This window comes from Martinezella sp. CNPSo 3964 (assembly GCF_057784375.1).
The window spans coordinates 195,332-209,019 of record NZ_JBXSOW010000001.1; the positions used below are offsets into that span (position 1 = coordinate 195,332).

Below are 13,688 nucleotides of genomic sequence, written 5' to 3' on the forward strand. Positions count from 1 at the left end.
ATCCATTCGCAAATGGTAATTATTTAACTGGCCCAACAAGGCTTTACCGAAATTTAAGTACTTGCGGAACACATATGGAACATATAGTGTCCGTTCTGGATTTGTTTCACAGCTTTTCTTGATTCTGGGGTTCCAAGACGATGTTGACGCGCAAGCAGCAGGAACTGCTTCTCTTCATTCACGAACGCATGAAGGAATCCGGTGTGCCGCCATCTTTCGACGAGATGAAGGACGCACTGGATCTGGCATCCAAATCCGGCATTCACCGCCTGATCACGGCGCTGGAGGAGCGAGGCTTCATCCGCCGGCTGCCGAACCGGGCCAGGGCGCTCGAAGTCATCAAGCTTCCCGATGCCTATAATCCCAGCCTGCAGCCGCGCCGTGGCTTTTCGCCCAGCGTCATCGAGGGCAGCCTCGGCAAGCCGCAGCCTGTTGCCCCACCGGCTCCGCCGAAGGTGGCAAATGATGATCACAATGGCTCGGCGTCGGTGCCGGTGATGGGTCGCATCGCCGCCGGCGTTCCGATCTCAGCCATCCAGAACAATACGCACGATATCACTGTACCCGCGGACATGCTCGGCTCTGGCGAGCATTATGCGCTTGAAGTTCGGGGGGATTCGATGATCGATGCCGGAATTTTCGACGGCGATACGGTCATCATCCGCAATTCGACGACCGCCAATCCCGGCGACATCGTTGTCGCGCTTGTCGACGATGAAGAAGCAACACTGAAGCGCTTCCGCCGCAAGGGTGCCTCGATCGCACTGGAAGCCGCCAATCCTGCCTATGAAACCCGCATCTTCGGACCGGATCGCGTCAAGGTCCAGGGCAAGCTCGTCGGCCTCATTCGTCGCTATCACTGACCGGCGAATTGTCAGCGGCTGGCGACACCCGCGCAAGTGGCACGTCGAATTTACCGGTGCGCCAATCATAGGTTCGATGCCTGGTCCATGGCCGCTGCGGATTTTCGAATGCAGCGGAGATAATGGGTTTGTCGGTGGTGAGCGCCATTTCGATAGATCCGGTTTTGCGCAATGTCGCACCGGTTATGAGCATCGCTCCGGAGCGGCAATGATCCAGTCGCAATCGAATTGGCGTTACGACGATGTTCGCCGTATCGCAGGCTGAGGGCAGATAGGCTGCGTTCTCGATCGTGACCAATATCGCGCCATTTTCGAGCATGGCTGCACACCATGCTCCTTTCTGGCAGGCAAAACTGCCCTGCATAGTGCGATCCAGGGCTTCCTCCATTGCCTTGCGGACGGCCTTCTGTTCTTCACTGTTCAATCGCTTATGCCGATCCGTCTTACTGATCTGTGGAAGCCGGCTATCGGCAGGAAGCATGGTCGGCGGCTGATGCTCGGCTGCAACCAATGCCTTTTGCCATTGTTCGAAAATGAAGGCCTGTGGTCTCTCGCGATTGGTGGCTAATATATCGTCCTGGCGCAACGCGACCAGGACGCCATCTTCGGAAATCATCAGGTCGGGTTTCGGTACGCCGGATCCGAATGCTGCCAAGCCCACGGAGGAGAGCAATAATAACAGACCCAGATGGCGCAGCCGGGTCCGCAAGATGCTCATGATCAGGAAACCGACAATGAATGTCGGCATCAGCCAGGCTGGTTGGCGGCCGAAGGTAATGTCGCCTCCCCAACCGGCGACGGTTCTTGCAATCACGATGACGAGCTCAAGCCCCTCTCCGGTGACTTTCCAGAAAGGTCCGTCCAAGCCGAAAGGCATGAGCAGCATCGCCGCCATGCCGAACGGCATGACGATGAAGGAGACCACCGGCATGGCGGCAAGATTCGCCGCAAGGCCATATGTCGCCAGCCGGTGAAAATGCTCGATCGAGAAGATGGCCGTCGACGCGCCGCCGATGAATGAAGTCGACATCACGCCTGCGAAGAAACGCGTGGCGAACAATAACGGACTTAACAGACGAACGCGCGACAGAATGCTTTCGCGATGCCGCCGCCGCTTCCACAGCGAATAACCCGACACCAGTGCCAGCGTCGCCGCATAGGACATCTGGAAACTCGGGCCGAGCACTTGCGACGGCGATAGAACAAGAATGATGATAGCTGAAAGTGCGACGTTGCGCAGACTGATCGATGGCCGATCGAATAGCACGGCCACCAGCATGATCGCCATCATGATGAAGGCACGCTCGGCGGACACGCCAAAGCCAGAGATGAGGTAATAGGCCGTTACAGTGAGAAGCGCGCCGAAGGCTGCGAATTTCTTGGTTGGCCAAGCCTGCGCGACACCGGGAAAGAGGCTGAACAAATAGCGTAGGCCAACATAGAAAATGCCGGCCGACAGCGCCATGTTCAGGCCGGAAATCGCAATAATATGGGTCAGGCCGGCAATTCTCAGCGCCTCGGTCGTATCCTTGGAGATGGCACGTCTCTCATCGGTGACAAGTGCTGCAGCAAAAGCGCCGGTATCTCCCGGCAGGGTTTGCCTGATCCTGTCACCTATGCTGTTGCGCAGACTGGCAAGCCAAATATCGGCCGCATCCATCAGAGAGCCGGCGACATTATCACTGGCCGGGGACAATAGTTTCGGCGTTCCGTAGGCAAAGCCATTCGCGCCGATGCCATTGAAATAGGAACTGAAGGCGAAATCGTTGAGACCAAGCAAAGCTGGCCCGGCGGGAGGCGTCAAGCGCGCCCTGCCCTGAACACGATCACCGAGATCGAACGGTTCCGCCTGCTTGCGCACAAAGATCGTAACCCGTTGCGGCGCGCGGTGAATGGAAGGCTTTTCCGTTGCCTCGACACGGACGACATAGCGCCAGCGTCCATTGTCATAGGATTCCCGTCGCTCGATCTGACCGGTCACGGTCGTCGTCACGGCCGAATCGAGCATGACAGTGGAAACTCGCCAGCTTTCGCATTGCGCCAACGCCATGCCCAGACAAAGGAGCATGCCGGCGAAAAGCACGTGGCGAAGCAGCCGGCCCGCCTCCCGCATGAGCGCAAAGCCACTGGAGAAGACCAATAAACCTGCAAGAACGGCCTGTGGAGGCGGATCGCTGCCGGCCTTGAACCAGAAAATCGCACCAAGGCCCATGTAGATCGGCGCGAGCAGGATTGCGCGACCATGGGCCGCCTCCTCTTCGATCAGTCCAAAGGTGCCGAGCCGAATGCGGCTTAATATCCGCAGCAGCCGAGATGTCAGCCGCGTCTGATCCTGCGTCCGTTCCCATCGCTGCGCTTCGGCGGAGAAGGCAATCGTGGCAATAACAGGGCGAGGCTGCGAGGGCGCAGCAACATCCCCACCATCCTTCTGCTGCTCGGATGCCTCCAAATTAGGCACTCACGGTCGCCCCCACGCAAAACTACAGCTTTCGCGCGATTTTTGCCGTCAGCAGGCAATGAATTCAACCAAAATCGGCGCAAGCAGGCTCAATTGGGCCGGTTTCCCCGCGTAGCATAAGTAGAGACGCTTCTGCAGTGCCCAAAAGTTGATACTGCATTGCACAATTCAGCGTTAGGATAACTTGGCATTAGGCTCTGGATCATATAGCTAGTCGGTAGTCGCTTAACCTTTTGGCGCTTTTTATGGCGTCAATCCCGCCAAATCTTGGAGGATCAGCATGACGGAACAAAGCGCGAAACTAACTTGGGGTGAAAAGACGGTGGACTTGCCGGTCAAGACCGGAACCATCGGCCCGAGTGTCATTGATATTGGTGCCCTTTATAAGAACACCTCCACTTTCACTTACGATCCTGGCTTCACCTCCACCGCGTCGTGCGAGTCGAGCATTACCTATATCGATGGCGACGAAGGCGTTCTGCTGCATCGCGGCTATCCGATCGATCAGCTGGCCGAACACGGCGATTTCCTCGAAGTTTGCTACCTCCTTCTTTACGGCGAACTGCCGACGGCGGCACAGAAGAAGGACTTCGATTATCGCGTGACCCACCACACGATGGTGCATGAGCAGATGTCGCGCTTCTTCACCGGCTTCCGCCGTGACGCGCATCCGATGGCTGTCATGTGCGGCTGTGTCGGCGCACTCTCCGCCTTCTATCACGACTCGACCGACATCACCGATCCGCACCAGCGCATGGTCGCAAGCCTGCGCATGATCGCCAAGATGCCGACGCTCGCCGCCATGGCCTATAAGTACCATATCGGCCAGCCCTTCGTTTACCCGAAGAACGATCTCGATTATGCGTCCAACTTCCTGCGCATGTGCTTTGCCGTTCCGTGCGAAGAATATGTCGTCAATCCGGTGCTCGCCCGCGCCATGGACCGCATTTTCATCCTGCATGCCGATCACGAGCAGAATGCCTCGACCTCGACGGTTCGCCTGGCTGGCTCTTCCGGCGCCAATCCGTTTGCCTGTATCGCAGCAGGCATCGCCTGCCTCTGGGGACCGGCTCACGGCGGCGCCAACGAAGCGGCGCTGAACATGCTGAACGAAATCGGCACGGTCGATCGCATTCCGGAATTCATCGCCCGCGCCAAGGACAAGAACGATCCGTTCCGCCTGATGGGCTTCGGTCACCGCGTCTACAAGAACTACGATCCGCGTGCCAAGATCATGCAGAAGACCGCGCACGAAGTTCTCGGCGAACTCGGCATCAAGGACGATCCGTTGCTCGACATCGCGATCGAACTCGAGCGTATCGCTCTGACCGATGAGTATTTCATCGAGAAGAAGCTATACCCGAACGTCGACTTCTACTCCGGCATCACGCTGAAGGCTCTCGGCTTCCCCACGACCATGTTTACCGTTCTGTTCGCTCTTGCCCGCACCGTCGGCTGGATCGCTCAGTGGAACGAGATGATCGAGGATCCGCATCAGCGCATCGGCCGCCCGCGTCAGCTCTACACCGGCGCTCCGCTGCGCGAATACGTGCCTGTTTCCAAGCGCTAAGCTTCGGTAATGAAACAAAAAAACCGGTCAGAGATGACCGGTTTTTTTATGGGATAGAACGTCCAGAACAATCTGCGCCGCCTTGTCGCCGGGCGGCTCCTCGGTCTGCATTCGCTCCCAGACGAGATTGTAGCCCGCCAGCATCGCCGCACGCTCCGGCGTCTCGCTCGACAGTCGCTCCATATAGCGGGCCAACATGCCCGGCCGCAGAACGTCATTGATGAGCTCAGGCAGAACCGCGTAATCGGCAATCAGGTTTGGCAGAGCTGCCGTCCATATCTTGATGCGCGACAGCACGAACTTCGCCAGCCACTCGGTCTTGTAGGTCGAGACCACGGGAACGCCGGCAAGCCCCAGCTCCAGAATAACCGTGCCGGAGGCCGCCATGGCAGCATCCGCCTGCGCGAATGCGCTCCATTTGGCATCCTGGCCGACGAAGATATCCGGCTTGACCTGCCAATTAGCCGTCAAAGAACGAACCAATGCCTCCTGCCGAGGCACCGTCGGCAGTAGAAGACGAACATTATCATTTCGCCGACTAAGCTCTTCGGTAGCCCGCTCAAAAACCGGAAGGAGTTGCTTGATTTCCGACGCACGCGATCCGGGCAGAAGCAGGATCGTCTTCTGCGCATCAGGGCCTGCCAGTCCTCGCAAGGCACGCTGGCGGCGGGTCTCGACAAGATTGGCGTCGACCGTCAGACGGTGACCGACATAGGTGGTTGCCGGACCGCCCAGGCGCTCCATGGCGGCAGGCTCGAAGGGCAAGACGGCCAGCACATGATCGACATAGGCGAGCATCTGCTGCGCGCGATATTCCTTCCACGCCCAGACGCTGGGGCAGACGTAATTAACGATCGGCAGGTTGGGTAGAGCCTTGCGCACACGCTTGGCAACGCGATGGGTGAAATCGGGGCTGTCGATGATCAGAAGCACGTCGGGCTTTGCGGCAATGATCGCATCGGCCGTCTGCCGGATGCGGGCCAGCAATTTCGGCAGCCGCTTGATGACCTGAATGAATCCCATGATCGAGAGTTCGGAATAATCGAAGAGCGAGCGCAGGCCCTGCGCTTCCAGCGCCTCGCCACCAACGCCCACCAGTTCGATCGGGCCATCGTGGCGGCGCTTCAGGGCCGCGACCAGATCGCCGCCCAGCAGATCGCCGGAAACCTCTCCGGCAACGACTGCTAGCTTCAACGGCGCGCTGCTCACATAAAGCCCTCCGCGCTCAGACCGCGATCAATACCACAGACAAAAATGCCGGCTTCGTCAGCGGCGGCGATCACCGCTTGCCGGTCGAGGATCAGCGCCCTGCCGGCTTCGACGGCGACACCGGCCAGTCCTGCCTTCTTGGCGTTTAGAACCGTGGAAACGCCGATCGACGGCAAATCGGCCCGGACATCCTGCTGCGGCTTGCAGAGCTTGACGAGCACGCCGCGCCGGCGGGTGGAAATACGCCCGGCCGCGCGCAGTTCGGCAACCCGCTCAATCATCTTGTCCGTGCCTTCGGCGCCTTCGAGCGCGACGACGCGACCGCCGACACTGACTGCGCCCTGCCCCACATCGAGAAGTCCCAGCGCATCCGCAGCCTTGGCACCCTGCGCAATGTCGCGCAAATCCTCTTCCGCCGGCGCGATTTTCCCCAGTGGGCCTGTCGTTGCCAAAAGATCGGGCGCGATTTCATGCGCGCCCACGACGCGAACGCCGCCAGCCTCGATCAGGCGAATGACCATCTGCAGGACGGCATTGTCGCCGCCCGAAAGAAGTGTGCGGATCGTCGAGGGCAAGTCCCTGATGACGCGCCAGGTCGGATGCACCTGCCGCCAAGAGGGGCGCCGCGCCACACCGCCCGACATGACGACGCGATCGACGCCGTGACGACGGAACATCGCCTCGAGGCCAGCAAAATTTCCGACGCCAAGATTGGCGTGATCGAAGGCGGACCAATCGCGGTCCGCCTCGTCGGTCAAAGCGATGATCACGGGATTTTCACCGGCCTGCCGGGCAGCATCTGCGACATAGACAGGCAAAAGGCCACTGCCTGCGATGATCGCCAGCCTGCCCTTGTCGTTCTGGCCGGCCGAAACCACCCTCAGGCCTTGCCGCGGTTGGGCGACGACAATGCGCGATCGCTATCGGCAGCGATGAAATCGAGGATCTCCATCGCTTCCTTGCAGTCGGCATATTCATCACGTATGGCGGCTGCATTATCGCGAACCGAACCTTCGGTCTCGAAGATGCTCTTGTAAGCGCGGCGAACCCGATGAATGACAGCGCGGTCGATGCCCGCACGCGTCATGCCGACGATATTCAGCCCGGAGAGCACGCCCGGATTGCCGTTCAGCATGCCATAGGGAATGACATCGTAACTCGCGGCCGTGAGACCACCGATAAAAGCCTGTCGACCAATGCGGGTAAACTGATGCACCGCACAACCACCGCCAAGAATGGCGCGGTCCTCGATGGTGACATGTCCAGCCAGCATGACGTTGTTCGACATGATCACGTTGTTGCCCACACGGCAGTCGTGAGCGACATGCGAATTGGCAAGGAACAGGTTGTTGTTGCCGATAATCGTCTTGCCGCCGTAATCGGCCGTGCCGGTGTTGATCGTCACGCCCTCGCGGATTGTGCAATTCTCGCCGACATCAAGCGTCGTTTCCTCGCCGTGATGATGAACGCTCTGCGGATCACCGCCAACGACGGCCATCGGAAAGATCTTCGTTCCCTTGCCGATCGTCGTACGACCCGTCACGACAGCATTGTTGAGCAACTGAATATCGTCATGCAGCACAACTTTGGGACCGACATAGCAGAACGGGCCGACAACAACATTCTCGCCGACGACCGCGCCGTCTTCGACAACCGCCAGCTTATGGATGCGGGCGCTCTTTGCGATGCTGCTCATGCCTGTTCCTGATCCTTCCGTACGATCATTGCACCGATATCGGCCTCGGCGACCAGGGAACCGTCGACCTTGGCATCGCAATGGAACTTCCAGATTGTGCCGCGCTGTTTCTGCTTGACGACATGGAATTCGACGCGGTCGCCAGGAACGACCGGCCTGCGGAAACGAGCGTTATCGATCGTCATGAAGTAGACGAGATTGCCGCCGATGCCATCCTTGCGGGCGCAGATCGCGCCGGCGGTCTGGGCCATCCCTTCGATGAGCAGCACACCCGGCATGATCGGCGATTCCGGAAAATGTCCGGTGAATTGCGGCTCATTGGCCGTCACATTCTTGATGCCGATCGCGGAATTGTCGCTATCGATCTCGATGATCTTGTCGACCATCAGGAAGGGATAGCGATGCGGCAACAGCTTCATAATTTCCAGAACGTCGGCCGACGACAACGACGCCTTGGCTTCCTCAGTCATGCTCCGCACTCCCGTCTTTCTTTTCCCTGGCTCCTGACCGCTTCGCGATCTCCGCCGATTCCCTTAGAAAATCCCATAGAGGCCGCGCTGGAAGGCCCGCATAGCGCTCTCCCGCCGGAATACTGTTCATCACGCCGCTCTTGGCACCGATCTGCACGCCGTCGCCGATGTGGATGTGGCCGTTGAGGCCTGCCTGGCCGCCGATCTGGACACCATCTCCGATCACCGTGCTGCCGGCGATACCAACCTGGCTGACGATAGCACAATGCCGACCGATGCGGACGTTATGTCCGATCTGAACCTGATTGTCGATCTTCGTGCCCTCGCCGATCACGGTATCATCCATGGTGCCGCGATCGATCGTCGTATTGGCGCCGATCTCGACATTGTCCTGGATGATGACGCGGCCGATCTGCACGATCTTGACCATGCCGCGCGGCCCCGGCGCATAGCCGAAACCGTCCTGGCCGATGCGCGCACCATTATGGACGATCACGCCATTGCCGAGATAGGCGCAGAGCACGCTCGCGCCACCACCAATATTGCAATTGCGGCCGATCTTGACACCCGGCCCGATAAGGGCATTGGCGCCGATATAGGTCCCCTCACCGATCTCGGCACCTGCGCCGATGACCGCACCAGGTTCGATGCCGATATTGGCTTCGAGCTTTGCGGTGGGATCGATAGTGGCGGCCGACGAGATTGCTCCGAGATTCGAGGTGAATGCCACCGGTCGCGTGGCCTCCGGATGCAGCAACCCACCGACGATGGCGAAATCCGTATGCGGCTTTTTCGACAACAGCACCGGAATATGATCGGGAACGAAAGATTTCAGCGCCGGCAGGCAGATAATGGCCGAAGCCTTGCAGGTCTCCAGCTCAGCGCGATTCTTCCGGGAAAGGATATAGCAAATATCACCTTCGCCTGCCCGATACACGGGGGCGATAGACCTGATGACAACCTCCGAAGAGGCCGTATCAGCCAGTTCCGCCCCAAGATGTTCAGCCAGTTGTTTCAAGCTGACGCCACCATGGGGCGGGAAAAAACCAGTATGTTCCATAAGCACCAGCTCCAGAAGGGTGTTCAAGCCCGCAGTTCTGGACTGCCGATATCAGAACTGGTTGGCGATGCCAAACCGGAAATTCTCGACCTTGTCGTAATCTTCCTTCAGGACCGGTACGGCATAGTCGACGCGGATGACGCCGAACGGCGACGACCAGATCAGACCTGCACCGAGCGATGCACGGATCGAATTGTCGTTGTGAAGCGTATCGCCGAAGAGATTCGCCTTGTTGCCGTAGAGCGTGCCTGCATCAGCGAAGGCTGCAATACGCAGGCCGATATCCTGGGGAACGCCCGGCATCGGCATGCTCGCTTCAGCCGAAGCGGTGAAGTAGGTCGTACCACCAAGCGGATCGCCATGCGACGAACGCGGACCGATACCTGCATTCTCGAAGCCGCGGATTTCACGGCCGCCGAGCGTGAACTGATCGAAGACGTTCAGCTTGCCATTCGTCGGCATCACATAGCCGGCACCCACTGTCAGCGAGCCGATGATATCGGCTTCGTCGCTGATCATCTGGTAGTAACGAGCCTTGCCGCTCAGCTTATAGAAGTCGGAGTCGCCGCCGAGACCTGCAAATTCATGCGTGAACTTGGCGATGATACCCTCACGCGGAAGGTTCTGATCGTCCAGCGTGTTGTAGGTGAAGGTCTGCGAAACCGTCGACTGAACCCACGGGCCGTTCTCTACGAGGTTGAGATACGGAGCCGAAAGATTGTTCTGCCAATCGTTCGTGCCATCGTAGGTCAGGCGCTTGTAGTTGTAGCGCAGGGTCGTCGCCAGGTTCTCGGTGATCGGCGCGGTGACGCGCAGCGAGAAACCTTCTTCCGAATAGTCGTAGTAATCGTCGCTCGACGTCTGGTTCTTGAAGATATCGAAACCGGCAGCGAGACGATAACCGAGGAAATAAGGCTCGGTGAACGAGATGTTGTAGGTACGATTGCCTTCCGTACCGGCGCCTGCGGCGAGACGGATGTACTGACCGCGGCCCAGGAAGTTCTTTTCTTCAACCGAAGCTTCGAGAAGCAGGCCGCCGTTGTTGCCGACAGCGTAACCAGCGCCGATACCGAAGGAGCCCGTCGGCTGGTCTTCGACGTTGACGATGACGATGACGCGATCCGGAGCACTGCCCTGAGCCGTCGAGATATCGACCTTGGTGAAGTAGCCGAGCGCATCGAGGCGACGCTTGGCGCGCGTGATCATTTCCTGGTTGAAGGCATCGCCTTCGTTCAGGTCGAACTCGCGGCGGATGACGTAATCGCGCGTGCGGGTGTTGCCGCGGATTTCAATACGCTCGACATAGGCGCGCTCGCCCTGGTCGACCAGATATTCGATACCGATGGTGTGACCGGACAGATCGCGGTTGCCGCGCGGCGTGATGCGGGCGAATGGATAGCCGGCAGCCGCAACGCGCTTGGAAATGTTCTCGATCGAAGTCTGGATATCCTTGGCGCTGTAGACATCGCCCTTGTGGGTGATGACAAGGCCCTTCAGTTCGTCGGCGTTGACGCCTTCGACGGTCGAGATGACGTTGACATCGCCGTAGGTATAACGCGGACCTTCATCGACATTGAAGTTCAGCGTGTATTCGTTGTTCTGCTCGTTCAGCGTCGCATCGGCGCTGACGACGCGGAAGTCGGCATAACCATGGTTATAGTAGAACTGACGCAGCTGATCCTGGTCGCCCTGCAGGCGCTCGGGGCTATAGACGTCCTTGCGCGTCAGGAACGACAGGAAGTTGCTCTTCTTCGTGCTGATGACCGAAGCAAGGCGACCACTGCCATAGGCCTGGTTACCCGAGAAATTGATCTTGTCGATCTTGGTGCGATCGCCTTCATTGATGACGAAAGCCACGTTCAGGCGGCCCGGCGCGACCTCGGCGGTCTGCGTCGTTACCTGCACATCGTTACGACCGATGGATGCATAGGCATCCTTGATGGTCTTGACGTCAGCCTGGATGGTCGCCTCGTTATACGGGCCTGCCGCATGGGTCTGGACGATCCCCTGCAGCTTGTCATCCTTGATCTTTCGGTTGCCGTTGAAGACCACGGCGTTGATGAGCTTGTTTTCGCTGACCGATACGACCAGCGTGCTGCCCGAAACAGTGATGTGGACATCGGAGAAATATCCGGTGGCATAAAGCTGCTTCACCGAAGCGTCGATGTCACTGGGGGAGAAGCTCTTACCGGGCTTAATAGTGATATTGTCCCGGACAGCCGTCTCACCGACACGCCCAGCCCCGCGAACGTCAACCCGCTGAATAACAGCTGCTTCCGCGACTGAAACAGAGGCAAGGGTGATCACACCAGCGCCCGACGCAACAACACCTGCAGACAGCGCTACCGCCGACACTGCGTTCAAAAATTTTGAACCAGCCTTCATTTCACTTCTTACCTTTTTTCAATCGTCCCCAGCCCCGAGCGAACCCGATTCCGGCCACGTGTGTCGTTTTACCCGCTTTTGACATACAAGCAAGGGAGCACGTTAATTTCTGTTTACTTCATTTCAAAGCGTGGCCCATTCGCCACTACGGCTTTGAAACATCGTAAATAAATCGTAATTTTCCTCTCGTCGCCCCACTAGCCTATTCTGGAACTAATATCGTTCCAGGTCGCAAACACCATGAGCGAGAGCACCATCGCAAATCCAATCCGGAAAGCGATATCCTGTGCTCGTGCACCCAGGGGTTTTCCCCGTACGGCTTCAATCGCATAGAACATCAGATGCCCGCCATCAAGTACCGGGACCGGCATCAAATTTAATAACCCTATTGAAACAGAAAGTATGGCGGCGAATTGGAGCACCGCAGCAAAACCCAAGGTTGCCATTTGTCCGGATAGCTGCGCAACCCGAATCGGCCCGCCGAGCTGATCCGCCTTCATGTATCCGCCGATGACGTTGCCGATATATTCGAAGGTGCCGGAAACGATGCTGCCGGTCTGCTTCACGCCTTCGGTAAGCGCCTGCAGCGGCCCGTAGGCCTCGTAACGCAGCCTGATCGGCTTCTGACCATCGCTGATACCGATCGTGGCAATCTCCGTCCTTGCGCCGAAGACATCGGTCTCCTCCGACTTTCTCGGCGTCACCGTCACGTCGCGCGTCTGGCCGGTACGCTCGATCGACAGCGCGATGGGCTTGTCGGCGTGAGCTGCCGCATAACGCTGCACTTCGCCGATGGAGCCGATCTCCCGTCCATCCACAGAAAGAATGCGATCACCAAGTTCCAAGCCCGCAGTCTGGGCAGGACTGTCGGAGCCGATCGATGCAATCAGGGGATCGATCGGCGCAATGCCGATGCTGCCGACATCCTTTTTGTTGCCGGACGCATCCGTATCAACAAATGTCGCCGTCATGACCGGCAAATCGCGGATCGCGCCATTACGCTGTATGGTCAACACAACGCTCTTGCCGGGGCGCTCGGCGATATAGCGGCCGATATCGTAATAAGTAGCGGCATTATTGCCATCGACAGCAATCAGGCGGTCGCCTGCCTGCACGCCGGCCTTTGCCGCCGGCCCGGCCGGTTCCACCGTAGTCACAACCGGGTCGACGAGCGCAATGCCGATGCGGCCCATCTCCATCTTGTTGCCGAACTGATCCGTGTCTTCGACCAGTTTCGGAACGATGCGGAAATCACGATTCTGCCCATCCCGGTCGACCGTCAACACAATGGTGCGGCCTGGGCGCAGGCCGACATAGCGCTGCACTTCATCGAAAGTCGTCACTTTGTTGCCGTCGACGGCGATCAGGCGATCACCCGGCTCGATGCCGGCCTCCGCGGCAGCGCCGTCACGCGTCACCATCTCAACAACGGGATCGGCGACCGTACGGCCGTAAACGCTAAAGAGAACGGCGAAGATCACAATGGCGAGCAGGAAATTGGCGATCGGTCCGGCCGCAACGGTTGCAGCCCGCTTCCAGAGCTTGGCTCCAGCGAAGGATTGGGCGCGCTCCTCCTCCGTCATGGCCGAGAGCTGATCCACGTCGGTCTTGCTGGAGGCGTCCTCGTCGCCAAAGAATCGCACGTAACCGCCGAGCGGAATGAGGGAAAGCTTCCAGCGCGTGCCGTGCCTGTCGGTAAACCCGGCAATCTCCGGCCCGAAGCCGATCGAAAAAGCCATGATGCGGATGCCGGACCAGCGACCGACCAGATAATGGCCCATCTCGTGCACAAAAACGAGCAGCGACAGCACAAAGACAAATGTGATGACGTTGTTCGTCAAGAAACCGATGAAGCCAGCCGCGCTACCCATGCAACGATCCTGTTCGTGTTAGAGCGGTTCGACTTTCACGGAAGCTCCGAACCGCTCCATCTTTCTGTTTTCTCACAATTCCACACGGAAAAACGCGGCGCGCTTT

General features: G+C 58.6%; 10 protein-coding genes. 2 read left to right on the top strand and 8 right to left on the bottom strand.

Features of this window, described 5'->3' with window-relative positions:
- Positions 1–140 precede the first annotated feature (140 nt).
- Entirely contained in the window at positions 141–863 is a 723-nt protein-coding gene (gene lexA / locus AC13Q5_RS00975; protein WP_047633298.1) for a transcriptional repressor LexA, read from the top strand.
- Here the strand turns inward: lexA and AC13Q5_RS00980 are convergent.
- Complete coding sequence (locus AC13Q5_RS00980; RefSeq protein WP_488500606.1) at positions 844–3,321, bottom strand: ComEC/Rec2 family competence protein; 2,478 nt, start codon at positions 3,319–3,321, stop codon at positions 844–846. The two genes, lexA and AC13Q5_RS00980, sit on opposite strands and share 20 nt — an antisense overlap.
- A gap of 280 nt (positions 3,322–3,601) precedes the next feature.
- Between AC13Q5_RS00980 and gltA the strand changes: the two genes are divergently transcribed.
- The gene (gltA, locus tag AC13Q5_RS00985) at positions 3,602–4,891 is read left to right on the top strand and encodes a citrate synthase (protein WP_015339806.1); all 1,290 of its coding nucleotides are present in this window, start codon (positions 3,602–3,604) and stop codon (positions 4,889–4,891) included.
- Positions 4,892–4,918: 27 nt separating this feature from the next.
- Here gltA and lpxB read toward each other — a convergent pair whose 3' ends face one another.
- The 7 genes from lpxB to rseP all read right to left on the bottom strand — a co-directional run bounded on the left by lpxB (position 4,919) and on the right by rseP (position 13,582).
- Positions 4,919–6,100, bottom strand: a complete 1,182-nt coding sequence (gene lpxB, locus AC13Q5_RS00990) for a lipid-A-disaccharide synthase (protein ID WP_488500607.1) — start codon at positions 6,098–6,100, stop codon at positions 4,919–4,921.
- Positions 6,097–6,978 carry an LpxI family protein gene (locus AC13Q5_RS00995; protein WP_488500608.1) on the bottom strand — a complete coding sequence of 294 codons (882 nt, stop codon included), beginning with the start codon at positions 6,976–6,978 and terminating at the stop codon, positions 6,097–6,099. Before AC13Q5_RS00995 ends, lpxB begins: the two co-directional genes overlap by 4 nt.
- A gap of 2 nt (positions 6,979–6,980) precedes the next feature.
- Positions 6,981–7,796 carry an acyl-ACP--UDP-N-acetylglucosamine O-acyltransferase gene (lpxA, locus tag AC13Q5_RS01000; RefSeq protein ID WP_457882311.1) on the bottom strand — a complete coding sequence of 272 codons (816 nt, stop codon included), beginning with the start codon at positions 7,794–7,796 and terminating at the stop codon, positions 6,981–6,983.
- Positions 7,793–8,266, bottom strand: a complete 474-nt coding sequence (gene fabZ / locus AC13Q5_RS01005) for a 3-hydroxyacyl-ACP dehydratase FabZ (RefSeq protein WP_041677401.1) — start codon at positions 8,264–8,266, stop codon at positions 7,793–7,795. Before fabZ ends, lpxA begins: the two co-directional genes overlap by 4 nt.
- A complete protein-coding gene (lpxD, locus tag AC13Q5_RS01010; RefSeq protein ID WP_457882312.1) occupies positions 8,259–9,326 on the bottom strand; it encodes a UDP-3-O-(3-hydroxymyristoyl)glucosamine N-acyltransferase in 1,068 nt (355 codons plus the stop codon). Before lpxD ends, fabZ begins: the two co-directional genes overlap by 8 nt.
- Positions 9,327–9,377: 51 nt before the next feature.
- On the bottom strand, positions 9,378–11,711 hold the full coding sequence (gene bamA, locus AC13Q5_RS01015; protein WP_075852513.1) for an outer membrane protein assembly factor BamA: 2,334 nt from the start codon (positions 11,709–11,711) through the stop codon (positions 9,378–9,380).
- Positions 11,712–11,908: 197 nt separating this feature from the next.
- Positions 11,909–13,582, bottom strand: a complete 1,674-nt coding sequence (gene rseP / locus AC13Q5_RS01020) for an RIP metalloprotease RseP (protein ID WP_488500609.1) — start codon at positions 13,580–13,582, stop codon at positions 11,909–11,911.
- Between the last annotated feature and the right edge of the window lie 106 nt (positions 13,583–13,688).

Excerpts from the sequence above, each read along its gene's own strand:
- lexA (WP_047633298.1), top strand. The coding sequence starts at position 141 with ATGTTGACGCGCAAGCAGCAGGAACTGCTTCTCTTCATTCACGAACGC.
- lpxA (WP_457882311.1), bottom strand. The coding sequence starts at position 7,796 with ATGAGCAGCATCGCAAAGAGCGCCCGCATCCATAAGCTGGCGGTTGTC.
- fabZ (WP_041677401.1), bottom strand. The coding sequence starts at position 8,266 with ATGACTGAGGAAGCCAAGGCGTCGTTGTCGTCGGCCGACGTTCTGGAA.
- rseP (WP_488500609.1), bottom strand. The coding sequence starts at position 13,582 with ATGGGTAGCGCGGCTGGCTTCATCGGTTTCTTGACGAACAACGTCATC.
- bamA (WP_075852513.1), bottom strand. The coding sequence starts at position 11,711 with ATGAAGGCTGGTTCAAAATTTTTGAACGCAGTGTCGGCGGTAGCGCTG.
- lpxD (WP_457882312.1), bottom strand. The coding sequence starts at position 9,326 with ATGGAACATACTGGTTTTTTCCCGCCCCATGGTGGCGTCAGCTTGAAA.
- gltA (WP_015339806.1), top strand. The coding sequence starts at position 3,602 with ATGACGGAACAAAGCGCGAAACTAACTTGGGGTGAAAAGACGGTGGAC.